Annotated in this window: 21 protein-coding genes, 1 tRNA gene and 1 pseudogene; 8 read left to right on the top strand and 15 right to left on the bottom strand. The window is 56.5% G+C overall.

Annotation, left to right across the window (positions count from 1 at the left end):
• The 4 genes and pseudogenes from VNZ60_RS04500 to VNZ60_RS04515 form a co-directional block, all read left to right on the top strand.
• Nucleotides 1-1336 (top strand): annotated as a pseudogene (locus VNZ60_RS04500) (hypothetical protein); the annotation flags it as partial.
• The gene (locus tag VNZ60_RS04505; RefSeq protein WP_325657230.1) at nucleotides 1312-1575 is read left to right on the top strand and encodes a hypothetical protein; all 264 of its coding nucleotides are present in this window, start codon (nucleotides 1312-1314) and stop codon (nucleotides 1573-1575) included. The pseudogene VNZ60_RS04500 and the gene VNZ60_RS04505, both read left to right, overlap by 25 nt.
• Before the next feature lie 229 nt (nucleotides 1576-1804).
• Entirely contained in the window at nucleotides 1805-2305 is a 501-nt protein-coding gene (locus tag VNZ60_RS04510) for a hypothetical protein (protein ID WP_325657231.1), read from the top strand.
• 714 nt (nucleotides 2306-3019) lie between these two features.
• A complete protein-coding gene (locus tag VNZ60_RS04515; protein WP_325657232.1) occupies nucleotides 3020-3172 on the top strand; it encodes a hypothetical protein in 153 nt (50 codons plus the stop codon).
• 328 nt (nucleotides 3173-3500) lie between these two features.
• Here the strand turns inward: VNZ60_RS04515 and VNZ60_RS04520 are convergent, their stop codons facing one another.
• On the bottom strand, nucleotides 3501-3707 hold the full coding sequence (locus VNZ60_RS04520) for a SymE family type I addiction module toxin (protein ID WP_325657233.1): 207 nt from the start codon (nucleotides 3705-3707) through the stop codon (nucleotides 3501-3503).
• Between the two features lie 303 nt (nucleotides 3708-4010).
• Between VNZ60_RS04520 and VNZ60_RS04525 the strand changes: the two genes are divergently transcribed.
• Nucleotides 4011-4931: a pirin family protein gene (locus VNZ60_RS04525; protein WP_325657234.1), complete on the top strand. Its 921-nt coding sequence runs from the start codon at nucleotides 4011-4013 to the stop codon at nucleotides 4929-4931.
• 62 nt (nucleotides 4932-4993) lie between these two features.
• On the opposite strand, the gene VNZ60_RS04530 is transcribed toward VNZ60_RS04525, so the two are convergent.
• From VNZ60_RS04530 to VNZ60_RS04550, 5 genes are read right to left on the bottom strand one after another with little or no spacing between them, the layout of a single operon-like run.
• Nucleotides 4994-5512: a DUF4405 domain-containing protein gene (locus VNZ60_RS04530; protein ID WP_325657235.1), complete on the bottom strand. Its 519-nt coding sequence runs from the start codon at nucleotides 5510-5512 to the stop codon at nucleotides 4994-4996.
• 3 nt (nucleotides 5513-5515) lie between these two features.
• The gene (locus VNZ60_RS04535; RefSeq protein ID WP_325657236.1) at nucleotides 5516-6361 is read right to left on the bottom strand and encodes an FAD:protein FMN transferase; all 846 of its coding nucleotides are present in this window, start codon (nucleotides 6359-6361) and stop codon (nucleotides 5516-5518) included.
• Nucleotides 6358-6906, bottom strand: coding sequence for an FMN-binding protein (locus VNZ60_RS04540; protein WP_325657237.1), 549 nt, complete (start codon nucleotides 6904-6906; stop codon nucleotides 6358-6360). The genes VNZ60_RS04535 and VNZ60_RS04540 overlap by 4 nt, the downstream gene beginning before the upstream one ends.
• Nucleotides 6907-6924: 18 nt before the next feature.
• Nucleotides 6925-8280 (bottom strand): hypothetical protein, encoded by a 1356-nt coding sequence (locus VNZ60_RS04545; RefSeq protein WP_325657238.1) that lies wholly within the window; start codon nucleotides 8278-8280, stop codon nucleotides 6925-6927.
• A gap of 27 nt (nucleotides 8281-8307) precedes the next feature.
• Entirely contained in the window at nucleotides 8308-9561 is a 1254-nt protein-coding gene (locus tag VNZ60_RS04550; protein ID WP_325657239.1) for a cytochrome-c peroxidase, read from the bottom strand.
• A gap of 421 nt (nucleotides 9562-9982) precedes the next feature.
• On the opposite strand from VNZ60_RS04550, the gene VNZ60_RS04555 reads away from it, so the two are divergent.
• Nucleotides 9983-10675, top strand: a complete 693-nt coding sequence (locus VNZ60_RS04555) for an alpha/beta fold hydrolase (protein WP_325657240.1) — start codon at nucleotides 9983-9985, stop codon at nucleotides 10673-10675.
• Between the two features lie 273 nt (nucleotides 10676-10948).
• Here VNZ60_RS04555 and VNZ60_RS04560 read toward each other — a convergent pair whose 3' ends face one another.
• On the bottom strand, nucleotides 10949-11866 hold the full coding sequence (locus VNZ60_RS04560) for a DMT family transporter (RefSeq protein ID WP_325657241.1): 918 nt from the start codon (nucleotides 11864-11866) through the stop codon (nucleotides 10949-10951).
• A 133-nt stretch (nucleotides 11867-11999) separates the two neighbouring features.
• On the opposite strand from VNZ60_RS04560, the gene VNZ60_RS04565 reads away from it, so the two are divergent.
• Nucleotides 12000-12443: an Lrp/AsnC family transcriptional regulator gene (locus VNZ60_RS04565; RefSeq protein ID WP_325657242.1), complete on the top strand. Its 444-nt coding sequence runs from the start codon at nucleotides 12000-12002 to the stop codon at nucleotides 12441-12443.
• Between the two features lie 356 nt (nucleotides 12444-12799).
• Here the strand turns inward: VNZ60_RS04565 and VNZ60_RS04570 are convergent, their stop codons facing one another.
• From VNZ60_RS04570 to VNZ60_RS04600, 7 genes are all read right to left on the bottom strand, one after another.
• Entirely contained in the window at nucleotides 12800-13846 is a 1047-nt protein-coding gene (locus VNZ60_RS04570; protein WP_325657243.1) for an ABC transporter substrate-binding protein, read from the bottom strand.
• Nucleotides 13847-14051: 205 nt separating this feature from the next.
• Entirely contained in the window at nucleotides 14052-15182 is a 1131-nt protein-coding gene (locus tag VNZ60_RS04575; RefSeq protein ID WP_325657244.1) for an NAD(P)/FAD-dependent oxidoreductase, read from the bottom strand.
• On the bottom strand, nucleotides 15179-16579 hold the full coding sequence (locus tag VNZ60_RS04580) for an FAD/NAD(P)-dependent oxidoreductase (RefSeq protein WP_325657264.1): 1401 nt from the start codon (nucleotides 16577-16579) through the stop codon (nucleotides 15179-15181). The genes VNZ60_RS04575 and VNZ60_RS04580 overlap by 4 nt, the downstream gene beginning before the upstream one ends.
• Before the next feature lies 1 nt (nucleotide 16580).
• A complete protein-coding gene (locus tag VNZ60_RS04585) occupies nucleotides 16581-16877 on the bottom strand; it encodes a (2Fe-2S)-binding protein (protein ID WP_325657245.1) in 297 nt (98 codons plus the stop codon).
• Between the two features lie 28 nt (nucleotides 16878-16905).
• Complete coding sequence (locus VNZ60_RS04590) at nucleotides 16906-17703, bottom strand: ABC transporter permease (protein WP_325657246.1); 798 nt, start codon at nucleotides 17701-17703, stop codon at nucleotides 16906-16908.
• 24 nt (nucleotides 17704-17727) lie between these two features.
• The gene (locus VNZ60_RS04595; protein ID WP_325657247.1) at nucleotides 17728-18579 is read right to left on the bottom strand and encodes an ABC transporter permease; all 852 of its coding nucleotides are present in this window, start codon (nucleotides 18577-18579) and stop codon (nucleotides 17728-17730) included.
• Entirely contained in the window at nucleotides 18572-19648 is a 1077-nt protein-coding gene (locus VNZ60_RS04600; RefSeq protein ID WP_325657248.1) for an ABC transporter ATP-binding protein, read from the bottom strand. Before VNZ60_RS04600 ends, VNZ60_RS04595 begins: the two co-directional genes overlap by 8 nt.
• 195 nt (nucleotides 19649-19843) lie before the next feature.
• On the opposite strand from VNZ60_RS04600, the gene VNZ60_RS04605 reads away from it, so the two are divergent.
• Nucleotides 19844-20680 carry an IclR family transcriptional regulator gene (locus VNZ60_RS04605; RefSeq protein ID WP_325657249.1) on the top strand — a complete coding sequence of 279 codons (837 nt, stop codon included), beginning with the start codon at nucleotides 19844-19846 and terminating at the stop codon, nucleotides 20678-20680.
• A gap of 361 nt (nucleotides 20681-21041) precedes the next feature.
• Here the strand turns inward: VNZ60_RS04605 and VNZ60_RS04610 are convergent.
• Nucleotides 21042-21117 (bottom strand) — tRNA-Gly (locus VNZ60_RS04610).
• Nucleotides 21118-21317 lie beyond the last annotated feature (200 nt).

Here is a 21317-nt window from a genome sequence, read left to right on the forward strand (position 1 = left end):
CGGTCTCGACAGCGGCAACGCCAGCAGCACCAGCCAGAGCGGGATTAGCGGCATTGCGGGTAATACCAGTGTCCGTACCGGCGACAAGGAAACCGGGATTGGTAAAATCTTCGACCAGGACAAAGTGCAAAAGGATATCGACGCACAAACGCAGATAACGATGGCGTTCAGCCAGCAAGCACCGAAAGCCATCGGGACATTTGCGGATAGTCAAGCTAACGCTTTAAAAGAGCAAGCCAGAACAGAACCCGATCCAGACAAGCAAGCCGCACTCCTGGCCAAAGCCGAGGAATGGGGAGAAAACGGTAACTGGCGTGTCGCCATGCATATCGCTGCAGGTGCATTGAGCGGCGAGGTTGCCGGCGCATTGGGTGCGGGAGCAAGCGCCAGCGCTGCGACACTGCTGACAGACTTGCAGAACAATGTCCGCGATGGCTTGATCAATGCGGGAGTTGATCCGGCCACTGCAAATTTGACATCGCAAGCGATTGCACTAGGGACTGCGGCAGGCATGGGGGCGTTGGTGAGTGGCGGCAGTATGGCGGGTACGGGGATGGCTGTGGCGGTTGACGCTAACAATCGGCAGTTGCATCCGGATGAGAGAACACTTGCCAAGCAACTAGCCGCGAACAGTAACGGGAAATACACCGTTGAGCAGGTTGAAGATGCTTTGCGTGCGGCGGGCAATAAGAGATCGGGCGAAGGTGTCGGCACAGGCTCAATTGTCAACGTGGATGGCAATAAAGCGACGGTCTACGATGATGGCGCAAAATGGTCAGTAGTTCAGAATGGACAAAACGGCACACAACAACTGATACAACAGGTTCCGCTCAATATCTCCCCTGACTTAATGGCTTATATCCAGCAAGGTACCGGCAACAATTACACGTGGTCGCCAACGCAGAATCTTTCTTTGAATATGAATAATGTTTCAGGGATACTTAACCCCTACAAACAAGCAAACTGCGTCGGGACGCAATGTTCTGTTGTGACGGTCAATCCACAGCTGCCCACCAGAGCTCAGTTGGCCAACTTTACCGACAAGGGCTCTACTGGTTTAGGGCTTGCTGCAATCTGGGCACCTCCACCAGTTGATATTGGTTTCTTCGCTATGGCAATTGCATTCAAAGCTACGAATTACTCTTTGAGTCCACCAAGTCCAGCTTCTGCTTTATTAGATTCAGCTTCTACAGTCCTTCCGATTTTTTTGCCGCAAGCACAAATTATACAAACAGGTTTTGGGATGGGCGCTGCAATATTACAACCGATCGTAATCCCATATTTGGATAATTCCCTCAATAAAACGACTACATGTACTCCACCAAAAAAATGCTAAATCAAAAACAAAAGAAAGATAATTTGACGAAATTCGAATTACTGGTCTATGGATGTTTATGTTATGGCTCCGCTGTCTGTGTTTTTATTTGTATTTATTTTGCAGCTAAAGCCTCAACAGAAAATGCGCAATTGTATTCATCCATACTTGGCTTTGTATTTCTAGCGATCGCTGGTGTATTTGGTTTAGGTATACAACACGACACCCGCGTTCTTGATTTAAGACGTTTTAAAAAATAATCCGTATGGTGACGCTCGACGGAAGCAACACCGAAATGCTGGTACCGACCCTGTATCTGGCGCGCGCCAATGCAGGCGATGTATGCGAGGACGGGGAATATTCACATTCTTTATTCCATCAAGGTAAAAGTGGGGGGAATTGATTTAAGGCCGAATGGAGGACGATCTAACAAAACTGCGTAAATCACCAAATTTAGATATTGATTTTTTAAATTTCATTGAGAGTTTCATGAAAAAAATTTCTGCTGTATTTTTATTTTCCGTTGTTCTTTCTGCTTGCACATCGATGAATAAAGAACCGGTAATGAAAGGAAAAGCTATCGAGGTTCTGCCAATGCTTTATGGTACATATTCTGTAAAAGATAGTCGATTGAATTACGACAAGATTGACACCGTTCAATTTTTGCCAATAGAAGGAAAACCAACATTGAAAATGTTCTCTAATGACGGGAAGAAGTTAAAGGAAACTACAGAAACAAACGATTGTTCAGGCTACAGACTTTTAATGAACGACGGCACTACAACACTTACGGTCTTTTGTGTGAACAAGTCAATTGGCACAAGGACGGCCGCAACTGTCGATCTTAAATTCGTAGAGAAGACGGAGAAAATAACATCTGGTTCAATCATTAAAGCTTTCGAGCCAATGATCATTGAAAATGGATATTATTTAATGTACAACTCTGGCAACAGCAGAATGTTCTCACATTTCTTTTTGGAGAAGCGCTGATTAATTTTTTAGAATCCGCGTCCAAATCCACGACTTGCACGGGGTTGGAGGCGGATCTCTGTTAGCCCACGGCTTCAGTGAAGTCTAGTCACTGGTTCGAGGAGAACAGAAATGAGTCTGGGATTTGGAATTATTTGCATTGCCGGGATTTCGTTACTGATAACGTACATTCTTTTCGGGCAAACAATTGACAACTCGTTCCGTGGAAAGTTTTTTTACTGGTTGAAATCCACCATTTTTTTCAACAATATTTTTATTTATTTGGCTTAGCTACAAAGAACCGTTTGCGTTTAGTTGGATTGGTGTCTTGATGAGTTTTGGCTTGTCAGCAGTATTTAATTTATGTCGATCTCAAATTGGTGCAGGACTTTGATCTTCCCGTGAAAATTCGTCTTCCATTGAGGCCAAATATTGGCAATCAAAAAACGGAGAAATGAAAAATGAGAGATTTTTTGCTGCCATTTTCTGGATGGTTGCCAATGATCATGTGGGCTCAGATTTGCCTAGTAAGTTTCGCTATTGTGGGACGGGGCAATCGACTTCTTTGGTGCGGATTTCTTCCTGTGATCATTTTTTTCACGCAGGTTATCCCGGTATATTTTCTCAACCACTGGGCAATTTCTCATCCAGATGAAATATTTTTCCCTGCCTTTATATTTTGTGTCCTTGTGACCTTGGCGCCATCATCGTTGTTTGTCTTTGCCTGGCTCTTAAATGTTCGGCGTTCATCAAAGCAGCCTGCAGCTGCATTCAGGTGAAACGCATTCCCTGCTTATCGATGCCAACATTTTCAAGATCATGATCTTGAAAAAAAATCAGAAATTCATCGCCCGGCGGTTCCGCAGCCTTGCAATTCTCGTTGGGTAAATTTTGCTGAAATATTCTTTGGCGGGGTGGCTAAGGCGACATTGGCGGTGGTCGCTGTTGTTGCCGTCATTCTTGCTATCGCAAGTGGTAGCGCCCTGACCGACTTACCGACTACTCGCAAGGAGTTCGGCATCTTCCTATTGATATTGCTGGCTTTTGTGATTTGCGCGGTCTTTGCGGCCCACTTCCATTGGCGTGTGATCTGAAGCTCTGTCACCCTGCTAATCGCTGGCGGCCATATTGAATAAAAAAATCCGCTCTCAACCCCGCGACCTGCGCGGAATTGTGGAGCGGTTTTTTTGTTGCAGATGCCTGTGATGCGTTGGTTCTAATCGCTGGTAATCATCAAGCACCCGGTCATCACCCTGACACGCACGCTGGCATTGGGGCTGAAGCCGGTCTGTGCCACCCCGCTGCCGTGCAGGCGTATCCAGAGTGTTTCGGGATTGTCGTCCTGATAGAAAGATACTGTGAGCCGTTGTGCTGCGTTTACTGTTGATGTGCTGCTGTGTCGCGTATCATTGCGCTTAGCCATACTTAACTCCTGTTTAGTTACTTGTGGTTAGCGGGTCTTGGATGCTAGTAACATCCCTGGCCCGCGCTTCTTCTCATGCCTGCCGCTCCGGCACAGACCTGTAAAACACGGTTGCCGCTTACGATTTCCACGGCTTTCTTACGACCTCCTCTTTTGCTGTATGTCGATACAGTATAGGAGCGCAGAATAAGAAGGCCAACGCATCTCTACAGATTTAAGACAAAGTACCGTTTATTTTCTGCGTCCCTCTTAATTTGCTAAGATCTCAAAGCCGATTTTTGCTTATTCGCCAGGAGAAACCCCATGACTTCCTCAACGACTTCCTCAACGACTTCCTCAACGACTTCTTCAACGACTTCTTCGATTGCTTATCGGATCCCGGGACGCGCCCGCGATCTCGGCGAACTGGTGGTGCGCCGCGTACTGCCCGCCGGCCGCCATCAAAGCGTTGGCCCTTTCCTGTTTTTCGATCACATGGGGCCGGTCGATTTTGCCAGCGGCCAGGGCATCGATGTGCGCCCGCATCCGCACATCGGCCTGGCTACCGTCACCTATTTGTTCGAAGGCGCGATCCGCCACCATGACAGCCTCGGTAACGATCAGGAAATCATCCCTGGCGATGTCAACTGGATGACGGCTGGGCGCGGCATCGTCCACGCCGAACGCACACCAGCGGCGCAACGCGCCAGCGGCTGGCGCTTGCATGGCATCCAGACCTGGGTGGCGTTGCCGCTGGCCGATGAACTGTGCGCGCCCGCCTTCGCGCATCATCCGGCTGCCAGCTTGCCCTTGATAGAGGGCGATGGTTACCGCTTACGCGTGGTCGCCGGCCGCGCCTTTGGCCGGGAAGCGCCGGTCAAAGTCCATGCGCCGACCTTGTATGTGGCCGCCGAAATGAAGGCGGGGGCGCAGTTCACGTTGGAGCCTGAATATCCGCAGCAAGCGGTGTATGTCGCCAGCGGCAGCGTGACGATCGATGGCGAGGCGCTGGAAATGGGCGTGCTGGCGGTATTGCAGGCGGACCGGGCGGTGAAAATTGCCGCCAGCGAAGCAGCCCAGGTCATGCTGCTGGGCGGCGCTCCCATCGACGGCCCGCGCACCATCTGGTGGAATTTCGTTGCCAGCAACCCGGAGCTGATTGAAACCGCTAAACGCAACTGGCGCGAACAACGCTTTGATCCGGTGCCCGGCGACGATGAACGGATTCCTCTGCCGGAAGAATGAACGCAAACTCGAACGCGGATTTCAGGAGAATACGCGCAGACAGCGGGACAAGCCGCACACACTTATCGGTGGCCGGATCTTTCAGATCCCGGACCAGCCGCGCGCCGCCCCAGGAAAATATGCAGCACCAGCAATGCCGGGAAAGATAAGCCTAGAATCCAGTGCGCCGCCGACCACAGCGGCCGGCTGGATTCGCTGGCGAGGTAGTACAAGGCATAACCGCTCGCCGTCAGCAAAGATAGCAGCGCCACCATGCTCCAGCCGGAATAGCGATTGCGACGTGCATGGTGGGCGCGCCGGATATGATTGTTGAGCAAACTGCCGACGAAAAAAAGCGCGGCCATGGCGGCCGCGCCATGCAGCTTCATGGCCCACGGTTCGAGCGGATTGACGGTTTCGCCGAACTCGCCGGCGACCTGCAGGAAATAATGAGCGATCAGCCACAGGATGCCGCTGGCGGTCAGCAGTCCGGATACGCCATACAGGCTGAAGCGATGCCAGCGTTCAAGCCGGAAGCGGATCAGGTGCGGGCGGTTACCGGGGTGATGCAGGCTGTGTTTAGGTTGTTTGAGTTGGCGCATCCGTCAGATTATAAAAGCAGTCGCCCCAAACTGTTGCAATAAAGGATGACGCGGATCGGCGCTCAGCAGCACCAGCTTGGTCAGCGCGTCCGCCGTCATACATGCAGGCGCTTGCACCGTGACGCTGATGTTATTGACTACCGCACTGCCGTCAACACCGTGCACCAATGCCGAGCGCGGTTGGCCCTGCACCGTTCTCTGTGAAAAATAACTGCCTGAAGTTGCCAATGCCGCGTCTTTCAGATCGAACCGGAAACCGATTTGCGTCGGCGCCCGGGGATCGCGGATCATGATTGGAAAAGCGGTTTCGCCATATACCCGCAAATCGCCGCCGGCGTTGACGCAAGCCGCAGCGACGCCGGACGCCTGCAAGGCGTCGATCGCGGCGTCTACCGCATAACCCTTGGCGATGCCGCCCAGATCGATCAGCACCGGCGCCAGCTTTTGAAGGTTGCCGTCCGCATCGATATGCAGGGCCGGTCGATTGCGCTGATGACGGGCTAGCCCTTGATGCAGGCCGCTTTCCAAGCCGGCGCGAGGTAAATAACCCCACTCAACCAGCCTTGATGCGCAAGCAATATCAAACAGGCCATCTGTAACTGCGTTCATATCGAGTGCTGCGCGCATCACCGTCGCCGTGCGGGCGTGGATCTGCAGCGCACTGCCGACTGCCATTTGATTGATTTTGCTGACATCGCTGGCGGCGTCGTGATAACTCATCAGGCGATGTACTTCGGCGATGGCACCAAAAGCGGCGTCGAAAGCCAGCGCGGCTGCGGCCTCGCTGAGGGTGTCGGCAATCGTCACCTCGACCAGGGTTCCCAGCCAAGGCTGCGCGCGCCGTCTCATTTTTTCAGAGCGACCTGGGCAATCGCCGCGATCCGCCGCACGCCATCGGTAACATGGGTGCACGACAGCGTAGCGCCGCTGATGCTGGCAATGCCGTCGCCGATGCTCAAACCGGCAGCCGCCGTCTTGCCGACAAACTGTTTGCGCCAGGCCGGGCTTTTGATTTCAAAGCCGTGGCTTTCACGATAAGTGAGGATTTCAATCTGCTTGATGCTGGCGTCGGGATTGACCGCCACCGCGTACGAGATCAATTCAAACTTGCCGATGACATCGTCCAATACCACATAACCCAACAGCGAACCCAGCTGGGCATCGCCCTTGTACGCGGCAAACACGCGCCAGGCGACCGAACGCGCTGGCAGGCCGGCTAGCTTTTCCACCTGCTTCATCTGCTCGCCGGTCAACTGCAAACTGACATCGCGGAAGCCGGTCGCGTCCGGAAACATGACTTGCTGCGCCTGCTCCACCGTCAGGTACTGGGTGGCAAAGGCGCTGGAACTTGCACTGGCGGCAAGCGCCAGCGCGGTTAGATTGATCGGCTTCATCTTCGCAATCTTCGTAAATTAGAAAGCATAACCCAAGCCGAGGTTGAAACGATCGCGTGCGGTGTCGACCTTGAACTTCTGATAATCCGCCTTCAAGACCACGCCTTCGCCGACATTGAAGTTGGTGCCGACGGTCCACACGCCTTCGTTCGGTCCGGTGGCAACTGCCAGGCCGGCCGGCATCGCCGCATAGCTGTTGGCGGTATTGAAGCGCTCATAGCGAAGGAACGGTGTCAATGTGTAGTCAGAGTTTTTCCACAGCTGATAGGCGGCTTGCGTATACCAGCCGTAGAAGGACGACGGCACTGGCGTCGGATTGCCGGCAAAGGTCTGGTTCAGCGCTTCGGTATTGCTGATGGTGCCGCGGGCGTAGACTGCGGACAGATCCCATTTGCCCGGCGTATAGCGCGCATGCAAATCCCACAAGGTCAGGCGCGCATCCTGTGCCGCGAAATCCGGCGTCTTTTGGCCGATTTTGCCGGTGAATACCGAGCCGCCCAGCAGCAAGCCCGGCACGCCGCGCCAGTTCAATGCGCCGAACACGCTCAGATCGTGCGACTTCGCCATCTGGCCTTCCTGGTGGATGCTGCCCAGCGGCGAGGTGCGGCCGTCGGTGGTGGTTGCATCCCATTTGCTGAGATCGAAACCGGTAGTCAGGCCGGTATCCCAGGTGATGCCGTTGTCGAGCGTCTGCGACAAGCCGAGACCGGCTTCGCGCCAGGTCGATGGAATGATCGCGGTTTCAACGAAGTTGCGGTACACGCCGTAATAAGCGGTAGGTTCATGATTGGTGTTGAGCAAACCCGCCGGGATCAGGAACAAGCCGCCCTTGGCGCGCAGGCCGTTGTTGAATTCGCGTTCGACATACAACTGTTCGACTTCAGTCTCGCCCTTGTCGCTGGCGGAAGTGACGGCATGCTCCCATTCAAACTCGGCCACCATCTTGGTCTTTTCGTCGAACCGGTGGGTGATGCCGATCACGGCGCGTGCGACATCGGCTTGCGACTTGCTGCTGTCGTGACGCGGACGGGTGTAGTTAACTTCGCCATAGCTCGACAGCACCGTGTTAGGGCCCAGCATGGTCGCCGGCGACGCCGCTGCCGCTGTTGATACCGGTGCAGTGACGGCCGGTGCAGTGCCGGCCGATGCGGCCACTACCGCTGCGGGCGCTACTGGCGCCGCCGCCAGCGCATCCTGGCGTTTTTCAACGGTGTCGGTTTTTTTCTTGGTGGCGGCCAGCTCGGCCTTGAGCTGTTCGACTTCAGCCGCCAGCTTATCGAGTCGCTTCAATAGTTCGGCCTCGCTAGCCGATGCGGCCAGCGGGCTGGCCATCAAGGCGAGTGCAACGGCTTGCGCCAGGATGTTCTTTTTCATGCTGTTTTCCCCGTGTAATTGATTGTTCTATTGTGCTTTGTAGCCGTCGGTCAGCGTGCCCAGAAATTGCACGACATCGTCGACTTCGCTCTCGGACAAGGCCGGCGGCATATTCGGTTGCCGGTTATACGGCACCTCGGTGACATTCACGTTCTTGCGATATTGCTCGGGCAAGTCGTTGAATTTTTGCACCGCGCCGTTGGCGTCGACCGGGTACCATAGCTCCGGATTGGTATCGCGCTTGACGTAAAAACTCACTGCCTCGCGCAGGGTCTTGAAGTAACCGTTATGGAAAAACACTTTGCGCGTCGCGACATTGCGCAAGGTCGGCACCTTGAACTTGCCGCACAACTCGCTGCGGCTGCTCAGATCGGTACGATCCGGTCCGCACAGGCCGAGATCGAAATAAGCAGGATCGGCGGTCGCTGCAATCGCCGGATTGCGCGGAACGCCAAGATTATCGAAGGTGAAATCGGTAAATAAGGGCGACGATCCATCGCTGCCCTTGGCGCTCAGGTGGCAGGCAACGCAGTTGCCCTTGGTTGGATTATTGAACAGCGCCAGTCCGCGTAATTCGGCCGCATTCAATGGCACTTTGCCGGCCAGGAATTGATCGTATTTGGAATCGTAAGGATGGAAATCCGTATCTTCTTTTTGATATTGCTGCAAGGCCACTTGGATGCGGTTGAAGGCGTCGTCGCTGTTATCCAGGATGGCGGCGCCGAATACCTTGCGGAATTCTTCGACATACGCCGCCGATTTTAATTTGGCAATCACATCGGCCCTGCCGGCGTTGGCCATTTCGTGCGGCGCCAGGAACGGCCGCTCCGATTGTTCAGCCAGGGTGTTGACGCGGCCGTCGCGATTGAAGCCGCCGGTCGGCGTGCCGTCGCTGGCAAAAAAGAAAGCCGGGGTCAGGTTCAGATAGCGTAAGGACGGCACGGCGCGGAAACCCGGCACATCGAGATTGGCGCCGCCCAGTTGCACCGCCAGGTCATTGCTCTGCGCGTGCGCGTTGTCGGGATTGTGGCAAGTAGCACAAGATTGTTTGCCGGAGGCCGACAAGCTCTGATCGCTGAATATCTTCTTGCCAAGGCTGGCGACCTGGCTCAGGCCGCCGTCAGGCACGGGCGTAATCGGGGTCGCGGCGGCACTGCTGCTGCCGCTATCGCCACCGCCGCCACCGCCGCATGCTGCCAGCAGACAAGCCGCAGCAAGCGCCAGCAGCCACCTGCCTCTGTTTGGAGTGCAGATCAGCGGCGCAACATTATTTTGAGACATATGGCTTATTTTTTTAGTGATTTTAATTTCCCCAGGCCTTGGTCGAAATGCACTCGGCCTTACCTTCCCTCTCTGTTTCATCGTTCTATTTTTAGTCGAAACAGCAGAATACGAATCTTATTGAGAATGATTGCAATTAGCAATTACTATCAATTGCGACAGGGAATTTCTACGCAACATGTCTTTTTCTCCCAACAACCGGAGCATGGCCGATGCCAGGCAGAAATCGTAAAGAGTGAACGCGCCAGGCCCGCTGTTGCACACAACCGTTGCCATCCTGACTACAGCCAAAAATCCCTGGGAGGCGCACACTAGCTGCAAAATCCATAGCAGCGCAGGCATTGTCTGGGATGGCTCAAGCGACCCCATCCCGCGTTTCCCGCTGTTTTCATGGTCGCCCGACAGCACAGGAGAATCCGCTATGGCAGCACAGATCAATATAGTTCTGGTACACGGCGCATGGGGCGACGGCTCTCATTGGCGCCACGTGATTCCACCGCTTCATGCCAAGGGATATCGCGTGCGCGCAGTCCAGAATCCGCTCACTTCACTGGCCGACGATATCGACCGCACCACCAGGCTGGCGGCAGCCCAGAACGGACCGACACTGCTGGTCGGTCACTCCTATGGCGGGATGGTGATCAGCGGCGCGGGACATGCGCCGAATGTGGTTGGCCTGGTGTACATTGCGGCCTTTGCGCCGGATGAAGGCGAAACCCCGGGAGGCATCTTTGGCATGCGCGAGCCGCCGCCCGGCGCTGCCAGCATTGCGCCGGACGACAACGGTTTCCTGTGGCTCGCGCCGGATCAGTTCCACGACAATTTTTGCCAGGACGTGGATGCCACGGAAGCCCTGGTGATGGCGTTGACGCAGAAGCCGATCGCGGCCCGTTGCTTCGGCGACGCCGCCGGACCACCGGCATGGAAAGTCAAGCCGTCCTGGTATCAGGTCTCAAGCAACGATCGCATGATCCCGCCCGAAACAGAGCGCTGGTTCGTCGAAAGAATGAAACCCAGGAAAACCATCGAGCTGGCGGCAGGTCATGCGTCGATGGCATCGCGCCCTGCTGAAATCATCGCGTTGATTGAAGAGGCGGCGCGCACCTGGGTCTAAGCAACGCGCTTAACCAACGCAGCAAACGCAGCTAACTGGGGTCAGAGTGAACTTTCTGCGCGCCTTTTGCAGAAACTTCACTCTGACCCCACTTAGCGGGCCACGGAGTAGCTGCCTCAAAAAAAAAGAACAGAACCGCTTAGTGCGCGCTGTCTTTCTCCGAATCCGTCATGTGGGGTCAGAGTCGAGTTTCGCGATGAAGCTCTGCGAAAGTCGACTCTGACCCCAGATGACTCGGCTGACTGTGGCGCGGTCGTTGTTACGCTTGATCTCTCAGCTTGAACTCTCGGCTTGAGCCGAGACACGCTTCGGCTTCCACAACTGCCAGCCGAGATTCATGCCTGCCGCTGCGATCAGAATCGCGGCGGCACCACCGATCTGGGTCAGCTGCAAGCGATGGCCGAAAGCCACGTAATCAACCATGATCGCGACGATCGGATAGATGAACGATAGCGATCCGGTGAGAGCTGTCGGCAACTTCTGGATGGCGCCGTAGAGCAGGATATACATCAGCCCGGTATGCACTACGCCGACCGTGACCAGGATCGCCCAGCTGCCGACGGTGGCAGGCAACTGTGACAGGTGCGCGAAAGGCGCCAGCATCACTATGCCGACACAAACCTGGATCAGCGCGATCAGATGCGGCGGCGTGCCGGCCAGTTTTTTAGTGATGACGGCGGCGACCGCATAGAAAAAAGCTGCGCCGAGCGCCATCAATATCCCCGCCAAATAATCGCTGCCGCTATAGGCGTTCAAACCAGCGGCGCCGGGCTGCGCCAGCACGATCAGCAGCATGCCGGCAAAGGCGATCGCCAGCCAGGCCAGTTTGTTGACGGTCAGCCGTTCGGAGAAAAATATCGCGCCAAGACCGACCAGCATGAACGGTTGCGTGTTGTAGACCGCGGTGCTGATCGAGATCGAGGCCCGCGAGTAAGAGAGGAACAGCAGCAACCAGTTGCAGACTATCGCGACACCTCCGAGCGCGGCCAGCGCCAGTAGACGCAAAGTGACGGCGCCGCGCAGCAAGCCCATCCCGGCACAGACCACCAGCAGGGTTGCCGCGCCGAAGACGCAGCGCCAGAACACCACATCCAGCACCGGCTGGCCCGAGACCACGACGAACCAGCCGATGGTTCCCGAAATCGCCATGGCGGCGGTCATTTCAACCGTCCCGCTTACCGTCTTATCCATGTATAGCCCCTGAAAACTGTCAGAGGCTGATAATCTCACTTTGCATCGGCATTTTCCATGCGATATAAAAGGATTTTCTTGCGATATAACTTATTATGTAAGGCCATTCTGCCGATTTTCGGAGAAAACTAAAATGCTGAACAATATCGACCAGCGCATCCTCGAAGTTCTGCTCACGGATGCGCGAATTTCGCTGAAAGAACTGGGCCAGCAAGTCGGCCTTTCCTCGCCCAGTGTTTCGGAACGGCTGCATCGCCTTGAGGAACGCGGCGTGATCCGTGGTTTCACGGTAGACATCGACCCGCAAGCACTCGGCTACCAGTTGCAGGCTATCGTCCGCATCAGGCCTTTGCCAGGCAAGCTGCAAATCGTCCAGAAACTGATCGAACAGACACCTGAATTCTGCGAGTGCGACAAAGTGACTGGCGACGATTGTTATATCGCTCGCCTGTTCGTGCGTTCGATTGCGCATCTGGACCAGATCATCGACCGCATTGCCGACAAGGCCGAAACCAATACCGCGATCGTCAAGGCGCAGCCGATCAAGCGGCGGCCGCCGCCGCTTGGGATCGGCTAGCGAGAATCAGGGCCTGTTGCCATTCAATTTGGGAGTGCGAACGCGCGGCAGGCGTTGCGTGCCTAGGCGCAGCGACGCGACGTGGCGGTGCCACGGCAAGGAGCTGCAACAACGGCATGCGACGCCTGCAGCCGTTCCCGGAGGGTTCAAAGCAAAACGTGCGCTGGCCGCGTTGCATGGCTTGCTGGGGCACCAGCCCCAGCTACGCCACGCCCTTGCAGGGCGCATACCCGCCTGCATGCGGGTATCGTTACGCAGGCGTGCAGCAGTGCTGCACGAATTCCCTGCTACACCCTTGCCACCACACGTTTTGCTTTGAACGCATCTCCCAAATTGAATGGCAACAGGCCCTAGCTTCAGCGCTCGATCATGCGGCTCCAGCGATCGTTCCAGGCGGCGCGTTCTTTGTTGATGACGTCCCAATCGACCGTGTTGATGTTTTTCATCAGCTTGTCGATATTGCCGATCTTGGCTTGCACCGATTCCGGAATCTTGACATTCTTGTTGATCGGAATCGCGTTGGCGTATTCCATCGCCTTGGCTTGCGAACCGGCGCTCAACAGGTATTCCGCCAGTTTTTGCGACAGCTCCGGCTCGGAATTGTTTTTCAGCGCGCAAGCGCCCACCATCAACATCACCGCGCCCTCTTTCGGCGTAGCGAATTCGGCCGGAATGCCTTTGGCTTTCAAATTCGCAATGGCGGTTGGCGTCAGCGGGAAAATGGCGGTTTCACCGGTTTGCACCATCTCGGAAATTTTCGCCGAGCTGGAAAGGTATTCGAGCACGTTAGGACCGACCGTGCTGCCCCATTTCTGGAAACCCGGCTCGACATTCTTGTCGGTGCCGCCGACCAGACGGTTAAACATCAGGAAGCTGTGCAGGCCGAAGGTGCTGCTCTGGATCGATTGGAACACGACTTTTCCCTTGTATTTCGGATCGGCGAAATCCATCCACGAAGTCGGCGCGGCCCAACCCTTTTCATCGAACATCTTTTTGTTGTAGCCGATGCCGACGGTGCCCAGTTCGATCCCCACCGCCTGGTCGTTCGCCATGCGGGCGAAAGGATAGATCTCCTTGAATACCGGCGCCTCTTTCAGTTTCTGGCACAAGCCCATGCCGACCGCACGGTACATGACGCCATCGTCGAGAAACACCAGATGCATTTGCGGTTTGTCTTTTTGCGCCGACATCTTAGCCATGATGTCAGCCGAAGTACCGGGCACCACCACGATCTTGACGTTGTTGGCTTTTTCAAAATCCGGGAATATATAGCTGGTGTAATTCTTTTCCATGCTGCCGCCGTTCATGCCGACGTATAGCGTGCGTGTTTCGGCGTTGCTTGTCGCAGTAGCGCCTAATGCCGAAATGAATCCTGCCGCCAGGATGATTTGCTTGAATTTCATGTTGCCATCTCCTCAAAAATTAAACGCCCCCAATACACCCGATACCAGACACAGGCCTGCCACCTGTGTAACTTCAATTACATCGACGTCAGCGCGGTTGCGCTTAACAAACGCAGCTAACTGGGGTCAGAGTCAAGTTGGCGATGAAGCACTGCAGAAATTGACTAACCCCGTTGACTCTGACCCCAGATGACTCTGACCCCAGTTAGCTGCCTCTGTTATGCGCACTGAATCTAGCAATGCTGAACGCCTGGATGGGCGTCGCCGTCGCCTGATCAACCACCAATTCCGCCAGCACTTCCCCCACCGCCGGCGCTAGCTGAAAGCCCGCGCCGGAAAAACCAAAAGCATGAAACAAGCCAGGAGTCGTGGCGCTGGGCCCGAGCACCGGCTGATGATCTGGCAACGCGCCTTCGACGCCAGTCCAGCTGCGGATCACCAACGCGTTTTGCAGCGCCGGGATGAATTCGTAGGCCATTTTCATTGAAGCAAACATGGAGGCACTGGTGGGGCGTGTCGACCCGATCGCCAACTGCCCTGTGCCGCGGCCGCCGCCCAGCACGAAATTTCCGCGCGCCACCTGGCGTGCATAGAAGCCGCCGCCGACGATGCCGACGTTGGGTTCGACCAGTTTCGGCATCGCTTCGGTCACCCACATATTTGGATAAATCGGATATTCCGGCACATGCTCGCCAAACTGTTCGGCAAACGCGGCGCCCCACGCGCCGGCACAGTTCAGCAGGAATTTTGCGGTTACTTCCAAACCGTTGCTGGCGCGAACCGTAAACTGCTTGCCATCGAAGCTTGCGGTTTCTACGGTCGTGCCTTCGTGGATGATGGCGCCGTGGCGCTTTGCCGCCAATGCAAAAGCCGCTGCCACCAAACGCGGATTGGCATGACCGTCGCCGGCACACAAAGAGCCGCCGGCAACCTTGTCGCCCAGCCACGGGTAACGCTGGCGCAGCGCCGCTCGTCCCAGTAGCTCCAGCTGCAAACCGAATTCTTCAGCTTGCGCGCGGTAATCCTCCAGCGACGCCATTTCCTCTTCATTACGCGCCAGCTTCAGATGGCCGGAAATCGTATATTCGCAATTGCTGCCGATCAGTTCCGGCAGGCGCTGCCAGATCGCATGCGAACGCTGGGCCAGCGGCAGTTGTATCGGCGGCCGCCCCTGACGCCGCACCCCGCCATAGTTGACACCGCTGGCTTGGGCGCCGCACCAGCCCTGCTCCAGCAACAGCACCGAGCGATTCATGCGACGCAAGGCCAGCGCTGCGGAGCAAGCCATCAAGCCGCCGCCGATGATGACAACCTCAGCGCTCAAGTGCTCGCTCATGCAATCTCTCGCTCAGAATTCGCTACTGAATTTTGCACAACCCCGACCGCCACCGGAAATGGCTTCACCGGCGGCTGCCCGCGCAGCCGTCCGACTTGCGCCAGCGATTTGCCGGTGCTGCACGCCAGGATTTCGGCGGCGGCGGCGCTGCACACCCGTCCCTGGCAACGTCCCATGCCAACCCGGGTCAGCGCTTTGAGGCGGTTTATTTCCACCGTGCCGGCCTGCTTCACGCTGTGGCGCAATTCGCCCGCCGTGATTTCTTCGCAGCGGCAGATAATCTCTTCATCGGCACACTCGCGCGCCCATTCGACCGGCGCCGGGAATGCCCGTTCCAGTCCGCGTCTGAAGCCTTGAATGCTGTGCAGCGCACGATCGAGGCGCCGGGTTTCTCGCAAGTCGACGCTCTGCCCCAGGTCTTCAAGCAAGGCCAGCGCGGCGCGCTTGCCCGCCAGTTCAGCGGCGTCGGCGCCGGCGATGCCGCTACCGTCGCCGGCCAGGTAGACCCCTTTGACGCTGCTGCGTCCGGCGCCGTCGCGCTGCGGCAGCCACTGCTGATTGAGTTGATTGAATTCGAAGGCGCAAGCAGCCAGATCGGCCAGCTGGGTTTCCGAGCGCAGGCCGAAACCGCTAGCCACGGCGTCGCATTCCAGCGTCTCGGCGCGGCCGTTCTTGTGCCATGTAATAGCTTCCACCTTTTGTTCGCCGCTGACGGCAATCTTTTGCACGCCCTCCACTATCCTGACACCATGACAGCGCAGCCAGGCGAGAAAATACAAGCCTTTGGCGAAGGTAAGCGGTTGTTTAAGCAGATCAGGCGCGGCCCGCAGTTTGCCGGAAAACGATGAAGTATCCAGCACTGCCGCGATCCTGGCGCCGGCCTTGGCATATTGATAGGCCAGCAAATACAGCAGGGGCCCAGTGCCGACCAACACCATGCGGCTGCCGATCACGCAACCCTGCGCTTTCAACGCGACCTGCGCCGCGCCCAGGGTGTACACGCCGGGTAACAGCCAGCCGGGGAACGGCAAAACGCGGTCGATGGCGCCGGTGCATAAGATCAGATGCGAGTATGGCAGCGACTGCTGTTGACCGCGTCTCAGCAGATCCAGTTGCTGGCCGTCGCAATTCCACACCAGGGTTTCTGGAAGATAGTCGATAGCGCTGCGTAGTCTGTCAAAGGTGTGATGCAGTGCATCCGCCTTGGCCGACTCGCTTCCGTATAACTGCTTTTTAGAACGCACAAACCCGGCCGGCGGCTGGCGGTATATCTGGCCGCCGGCGCGTTGGTTTTCATCGACCACCACGGGCCGCAGACCGGCCGCCACCAGGACCTCGGCAGCACGCACGCCAGCCGGGCCGGCGCCGACAATCACTATTCGTGGCTCATTCAGCATCTCACTCACGCGCACCTCCTGAAACCGCGCTCAGCAAGCGCATGCCGCTTTGGATTTCTGTACTGCAGGCGCGTACCGGCTGTCCGTCTTCAGTGCGCATCCAACAATCCTGGCAAGCGCCGATCAGGCAAAAGCCGGCGCGCGGCTTGCCGCTGAATTCGGACAGGCGCAAGCTGTCGGCCTGCGTCAGCACTGCGGTCAATACGGTATCGCCCGCCAGCGCTGTGACGCTGCGGCCGTCAAGCGAGAAAGTAATCGACGCCCGCTGCGTCTCGGCGACTCTGGTAAATAAACTCATCGTTTGGCTTCCGCTTCCTGACATGGCCTCATCCCTGCTGACCGATCAACACCTTATCCAAGCCGTAGACGCGATCCAGCAGCAGCATCGCCGCGCCGGTAATCAGGATCATCAATGCCGACACCGAGGCCATCATCGGATCGATCGATTCGGTGGCGTACATATACATACGCACCGGCAAGGTGACGGTAGCCGGCGTGGTCACGAAAATCGACATGGTCAGCTCGTCGAAACTATTGATAAACGCCAGCAGCCAGCCGCCGGTAATGCCGGGCAATATCATCGGCAGCGTGATGCGCCGGAACACGGTCCAGGCGCCGGCGCCTAGCGATTGCGCGGCCTGCTCGGCGCTTTGATCCATACCCACTACCGCCGCCAGCACCAGCCGCAATACATAGGGGCTGATCACCACCACATGGGCGATCACCAGCCAGCCGAACGAACCGCTGACGCCCATGCTGGCAAACAAGCGCATCAGCGCCACACCCAGCACCAGGGTCGGGATGATCAGCGGCGACAGAAACAAGGCGTTCAAAAAATCGCGGCCGGCAAAACTCAGGCGTCCGATCGCCAGGCCGGCCGGCAGCGCCACGCACAGCGAAACCGTGGCCGATAGCAAAGCCAGTAGCAAACTGTTGTAGAACGATTGCACGAAATCAGGATGTTCAAAGATGGCTTTGAACCAGCGCAATGAAACACCGTGGGTCGGCAGCGACAGCGTGTCTTCCGGCGTGAACGCGACCAGGCACACCACCAGCAGCGGCGCCATGACAAACGTCACCACCAGCGCGTGGAATATCAGTGAAACCGGACCATTGTTGCGCATGCGATCTGTTCTCCAATTAATCCATTAGCCCAGCGTTCTGGAATACTTGCGTTCCAAAACCCGGTTGTAACTCAACATGATGAGCAGATTCGCCAGCAGCAAAATGATGGCTATCGATGCGCCCAGCGGCCAGTTCAGAGAGCCGAGGAATTCGTCATAGACCGTGGTCGCCACCACTTTCAGGCGGCGCCCGCCCAGCAAGCCGGGAATCGCAAAGGCGCTGGCGCTGAGGCCGAACACGATCAGGCTGCCGGACAAGATGCCGGGCAAGACCTGCGGCAGTATGATCCGCCGCAACACCGTTGCCGGCGAAGCGTTCAGCGACAAGGCCGCCTGGGCCACGGTAGGGTCGAGTCTTTGCAAAGAGGTCCACACCGGGATCACCATGAATGGCAGCATCACATGCACCAGGGCGATCACGATTGCACCAGTGGTATAGAGCAATTTGAGCGGCGCAAAACCCAGCCAGACCAGAGTCGAATTGACTAGTCCGTTGGCGCTCAGCAGCATGCTCCAGCCGAAAGCGCGCACCACCACAGACACCAGCAAGGGGCCGAGAATAATGATCAGGAAAATCGAGCGCCACGGCTTTGCCATGCGGCTCAATACATACGCCTCCGGCGCGCCGATCAATATGCAGATGAGCGTGGTTAAACCTGCGACCCAGAAGGTGCGCAAGAAAATCGAATGGAAATATTCATCGCTGAAAACCTGCCAGTAGTTGTGCAGGCTGAGGCTGGCGCGGATGCCGGTATTCGAATCGAAGCCATAGAAGGACAACAGCAAGGTCAACAGCAATGGCACCAGCACCATCGTGAAAAAAAGGATCACGCCGGGAGCGGTCAGCAGATACGGCAGCGACGGCGACTTAGCCATTGTGCGCCTCAAGGTGTTCGCGCTTGACTATGTGCAGCGCGTCGGCCGCCCAGCGCAGTGAAACCTCTTCGCCGTCGCGGCATGCGGCATTGCCGCAGTTCTGCCAGGTCGCCAGCAGATCGCCGAGGCCGGTATCGATGTGATACAGCCATTGGTTGCCAAGAAACACACCGGAGCGCACCCGGCCACGGATAATTTCATCCTGCGGGCTGCAGCGTTCGAGTTTTTCCGGGCGCAGGCAAAGCGTGACCCGTTCGCCGATCTGCAGCGTTGCATCGCTGGTGTTCAGCAATTGCCCATGCACGCTCAGTGCCGATCCTTGCTGGCTGACGGCAGCAACCTGCCCTTCAAACAGATTGGCCTTGCCGACGAATTGCGAGACGAACTGGTTCACCGGGCACTCATAAGCATCGAACGGTTTGGCGATCTGTATCGCGCGGCCGGCGTCCATGACGACTACCCGATCGCTCATCGACAGCGCTTCCGACTGGTCATGCGTGACCATGATGGTCGTGGTGCCGACCTTGCGCTGGATCTCGCGCAGTTCGATCTGCATGTCTTCGCGCAATTTGGCGTCGAGATTCGACATCGGCTCATCCAGCAGCAGCACCGGCGGTTCAATCACCAAGGCGCGCGCCAACGCCACACGCTGGCGCTGGCCGCCGGACAACTCACGCGGATAACGGTGGCTGAATTTGTCCAGATGCACCAGCGACAGCGCCTTGCGTACCCGTTCTGCGCGTTCGTCCGCTGCGATCTGCCGCATTTCCAGGCCGAAGCTGACATTGGCGCTGACTGTCATGTGGGGAAACAAGGCATAGCTCTGGAACACGATGCCCAGGCCGCGCCGGTTAGGTTTCTCTTGCGTGATATCGCGGCCGTCCAGGATCACGCGCCCTGCGCTGGCCTCGACAAAACCGGCAATCATTTGCAAGGTGGTGGTCTTGCCGCAACCCGATGGGCCGAGCAGGGACACGAACTCGCCCTTCTCAACTGTCAGGTTGAGTTGTTCAACCGCGGTGAAGTCACCGTAATGTTTGGATAGGTTTTCCAGCTGTAGAAACGACATCGACTTGTCTCCCATGACGGTCGGTTTTGATCCCAATATCCTTACCGCAGTACTGCCAGGCCATTTCCGCAATATAGAGAAAAGAAAAATCAGGGTCAATCCAATATTCCATATAGCAGACTAATTATTTGATATATTCCATTTAATGGATCATTATTGGATATATAGATAAACTAATTTCATCTGGAGGAAATAGTGAAAGATCAAGACGTTTCGGCCGGAACCAGCCTGCAGCGCGGTTTCGCGATTATTCGCGCATTGGCAACGACCAATGGCGACGGCGCCAAGCTGACCCATATAGCCGCCGCAACCGGCCTGGCCCAGCCCACCGCGCACCGCATTCTGCGCGCGCTGACAGGCGAAGGCGTGGTCGAACAGGACGAACGCAGCAAAGCCTATCGATTGAGTGTGGAATTTTTTGCCTTGGCCGCACGCGCCGGCCATCGCGGCAATTTGCGCGATATCTGCCGGCCTATCCTGTTGCGGCTGTCGGCCGCGCTGGGCGACACCATGTTCCTGCTGGTGCGCAGCGGCTACGACGCCATGTGCCTGGATCGCAGCGAGGGGCCGTTTCCGATCCGCTCGTTCACCGGCGACATCGGCGGCCGGGTCGCACTTGGCGTTGGTCAGGGGGCGTTGGTGATTCTGGCGTTCCTGCCGGAAGCGGAGCGCGAAGAAATCATCCGTTTCAATCTGCCGCGCCTGCTGGATCTGGGTTTATATGACGAAGTGTATTTGCGCACTGAAATCAAGCGCTCACTTGAACTTGGTTATGCCGCTAGTCATGGGGTGGGCTTGCTGCCCGGCATGGCCGGGATTGCGGTGCCGGTGCTGGACCGCCAAGGCCGCGCAGTGGCAGCCTTGAGCGTTGCCACGCTGGCGGAAAGATTAAATGCCGACCGTTTGCCGACCGTGGTGCAGATCCTCAAGAAAGAAGCTGCCAGCGTCGGCGCGCAGATCAATCCGTTTGATCCGGTTTTGCGGCGGCCGGCGCAGATACTCGGCGGCTTGCCGATTGAAGCCCCTAAATGATGTAGCTATTGAGGGCAGAGTCATCTGGGGTCGGAGTCATCTGGGGTCGGAGTCAACTTTCGCAGTGCTTCATCGCGAAACTTGACTCTGACCCCAGTTAGCTCCCGCCCCCAGTTAGCTCGAACCGTGCAGCAGGCTTGGAGAGACCGATAAAGGAGAAGACTCCCGGAACCCAGTCCTATCTGGAAAGTGGCTCCGGCGAAAGGTGAATCTACTCTTGTATCGGCTCGCTAAAAAGCGACAGCGGAACTCCGTGAAAACCATGCACGCAGCAATCTGCGAGGCATATCAGGAGAAAAATCAAGGCAGGATTTTTTACTGAAACGGTAAGAAAGATTTGGCATCTTGCTTACCTGGAATTTGGAGCGGGAGAAGAGTCTCGAACTCTCGACCTCAACCTTGGCAAGGTTGCGCTCTACCAACTGAGCTACTCCCGCGTATGGAGTGTTTGCAATCCAGGAGCACCAACATCATCCCCTGCATCGCCGATGAAATAATTTCTTATTTCGTAAAACAGGCGAGATTCTAGCACAGGGTTTTGAAATTGCAAACCAAATCCTCTGTAAATTCTGCTTTGGCTGCTGACAAACCATCGCATGGGGACTATTACGAGGTAATCGTAGTACTTCTACCCAAT

This window comes from Collimonas sp., assembly GCF_035566375.1.
Classification (GTDB): domain Bacteria; phylum Pseudomonadota; class Gammaproteobacteria; order Burkholderiales; family Burkholderiaceae_D; genus Collimonas.

What these genes read in the sequence shown, in the direction of transcription:
- VNZ60_RS04505 (WP_325657230.1), top strand. Translation starts at nt 1,312, where the DNA reads ATGTACTCCACCAAAAAAATGCTAAATCAAAAACAAAAGAAAGATAAT.
- VNZ60_RS04510 (WP_325657231.1), top strand. Translation starts at nt 1,805, where the DNA reads ATGAAAAAAATTTCTGCTGTATTTTTATTTTCCGTTGTTCTTTCTGCT.
- VNZ60_RS04515 (WP_325657232.1), top strand. Translation starts at nt 3,020, where the DNA reads ATGTTCGGCGTTCATCAAAGCAGCCTGCAGCTGCATTCAGGTGAAACG.
- VNZ60_RS04520 (WP_325657233.1), bottom strand. Translation starts at nt 3,707, where the DNA reads ATGGCTAAGCGCAATGATACGCGACACAGCAGCACATCAACAGTAAAC.
- VNZ60_RS04525 (WP_325657234.1), top strand. Translation starts at nt 4,011, where the DNA reads ATGACTTCCTCAACGACTTCCTCAACGACTTCCTCAACGACTTCTTCA.
- VNZ60_RS04530 (WP_325657235.1), bottom strand. Translation starts at nt 5,512, where the DNA reads ATGCGCCAACTCAAACAACCTAAACACAGCCTGCATCACCCCGGTAAC.
- VNZ60_RS04535 (WP_325657236.1), bottom strand. Translation starts at nt 6,361, where the DNA reads ATGAGACGGCGCGCGCAGCCTTGGCTGGGAACCCTGGTCGAGGTGACG.
- VNZ60_RS04540 (WP_325657237.1), bottom strand. Translation starts at nt 6,906, where the DNA reads ATGAAGCCGATCAATCTAACCGCGCTGGCGCTTGCCGCCAGTGCAAGT.
- VNZ60_RS04545 (WP_325657238.1), bottom strand. Translation starts at nt 8,280, where the DNA reads ATGAAAAAGAACATCCTGGCGCAAGCCGTTGCACTCGCCTTGATGGCC.
- VNZ60_RS04550 (WP_325657239.1), bottom strand. Translation starts at nt 9,561, where the DNA reads ATGTCTCAAAATAATGTTGCGCCGCTGATCTGCACTCCAAACAGAGGC.
- VNZ60_RS04555 (WP_325657240.1), top strand. Translation starts at nt 9,983, where the DNA reads ATGGCAGCACAGATCAATATAGTTCTGGTACACGGCGCATGGGGCGAC.
- VNZ60_RS04560 (WP_325657241.1), bottom strand. Translation starts at nt 11,866, where the DNA reads ATGGATAAGACGGTAAGCGGGACGGTTGAAATGACCGCCGCCATGGCG.
- VNZ60_RS04565 (WP_325657242.1), top strand. Translation starts at nt 12,000, where the DNA reads ATGCTGAACAATATCGACCAGCGCATCCTCGAAGTTCTGCTCACGGAT.
- VNZ60_RS04570 (WP_325657243.1), bottom strand. Translation starts at nt 13,846, where the DNA reads ATGAAATTCAAGCAAATCATCCTGGCGGCAGGATTCATTTCGGCATTA.
- VNZ60_RS04575 (WP_325657244.1), bottom strand. Translation starts at nt 15,182, where the DNA reads ATGAGCGAGCACTTGAGCGCTGAGGTTGTCATCATCGGCGGCGGCTTG.
- VNZ60_RS04580 (WP_325657264.1), bottom strand. Translation starts at nt 16,579, where the DNA reads ATGCTGAATGAGCCACGAATAGTGATTGTCGGCGCCGGCCCGGCTGGC.
- VNZ60_RS04585 (WP_325657245.1), bottom strand. Translation starts at nt 16,877, where the DNA reads ATGAGTTTATTTACCAGAGTCGCCGAGACGCAGCGGGCGTCGATTACT.
- VNZ60_RS04590 (WP_325657246.1), bottom strand. Translation starts at nt 17,703, where the DNA reads ATGCGCAACAATGGTCCGGTTTCACTGATATTCCACGCGCTGGTGGTG.
- VNZ60_RS04595 (WP_325657247.1), bottom strand. Translation starts at nt 18,579, where the DNA reads ATGGCTAAGTCGCCGTCGCTGCCGTATCTGCTGACCGCTCCCGGCGTG.
- VNZ60_RS04600 (WP_325657248.1), bottom strand. Translation starts at nt 19,648, where the DNA reads ATGTCGTTTCTACAGCTGGAAAACCTATCCAAACATTACGGTGACTTC.